The sequence below is a fragment of the Chitinophaga silvatica genome (genome assembly GCF_003419895.1).
Classification (GTDB): Bacteria; Bacteroidota; Bacteroidia; order Chitinophagales; family Chitinophagaceae; genus Chitinophaga; species Chitinophaga silvatica.
The window spans coordinates 1-1415 of sequence record NZ_QPMM01000025.1 but is presented as its reverse complement, the minus strand read 5'-3'; the positions used below and the strand labels follow the sequence as shown (position 1 = coordinate 1415).

Below are 1415 nucleotides of genomic sequence, written 5' to 3'. Positions count from 1 at the left end.
GGTAGTGTAAAATTCTTTGTGTAAGTATGTATTCAACTGTATCGAGTTAATACCACCAGCAGGTGGAGTGAAGTGAGGCGGAGCGTAGCGGAGCCGAACGAAACGACACCTGCTGGGAACGGCGGCTGGATTTGCCCCGATATTTTTTAACTTTGAATACAGTACCATGGACAAACAAGAACCACAATTTTCAAAAGACTTCTTCAAGCAGTTTAAGAATAAAGAAGAGTTTCAATCTTTCTTCAACAACCTTTTTAAGCAAGGAGTAGAACAGATGCTGAGGGCTGAACTTGATGAACATTTGGGTTATGAAAAGCATAGCTCAGAAGGCCGTAATTCGGGCAATAGCCGCAATGGGTCTTACAAGAAGAAAGTAAAGACAGACACCCTGGGAGACCTTGCCCTTAATATTCCGCGTGACCGCAATAGTGAGTTTGAGCCGGTCTTGATTCCAAAAGGACAGCGGATGAGTGATAAGCTGGAAGAAGCCATCATCGGCATGTACAGCAGGGGGATGACTACTTCAGATATAAGCGATCAGGTTAAAGAGATATACGGAGTAGACGTAAGCGAAGGAACTATTTCCAATGTCACCAATCGTATCACAGAGCATGTAAAGAGTTGGCAAAACAGGCCTCTGGAACCAGTTTACTTTATGGTCTGGATGGATGGAATAGTGCTGAAAGTCAAGCAAAACGGCAAGTACATTAATAAGTGCATATACTTGGTCATCGGGTTGAAAAATGACGGATTGAAAGAAGTGTTAGGTATGTGGATGGCAGAAACCGAATCAGCCTCTTTCTGGATGAGCGTTTTGACCGATTTAAAGGCGCGTGGTGTGGAAGACATATTAATTGCCTGCACAGATAACCTAAAAGGCTTTACAGACGCTATAAAAGGTGTATTTCCACAGACAATTACCCAACTTTGTGTAGTTCATCAGATACGCAATAGCTGCAAATATGTGGTGTGGAAAGACAGAAAGGAGTTTTGCGCTGATCTGAAGCAGATTTACGGAGCTCCTAATCGGGCAGCTGCAGAACACGCATTAACTACCTGTTCCGACAAGTGGGGCTCAAAATACAGGCATGCGATCCAATCCTGGGAGAACAACTGGGATAATCTCACTAGTTACTTTGACTTCCCCCTGGAGATCCGTAAGATCATGTATACCACAAATACGATCGAAAATCTCAATAGAGGCATCCGCAAGTATACTAAGACCAAAATTCAATTTACTGACGATGCTTCGGCTCAAAAGGCCGTTTTCCTCGCTATCATGAACATTGAAAAGAAATGGAGCATGCCACTCCATAACTGGGGGCTGGTGCTCCATCAATATATTACTATCTTTGAAAACAGATGTCGAATTTGATCAGTTGATTATCTGTTTACACAATTTATTTTATAGTCTC

Annotated in this window: 1 protein-coding gene; it reads left to right on the top strand. The window is 42.7% G+C overall.

Annotated elements, in window-relative coordinates:
• Positions 1–166 precede the first annotated feature (166 nt).
• Positions 167–1375 carry an IS256 family transposase gene (locus DVR12_RS27465; protein WP_116979064.1) on the top strand — a complete coding sequence of 403 codons (1209 nt, stop codon included), beginning with the start codon at positions 167–169 and terminating at the stop codon, positions 1373–1375.
• The last annotated feature ends 40 nt before the right edge of the window (positions 1376–1415 follow it).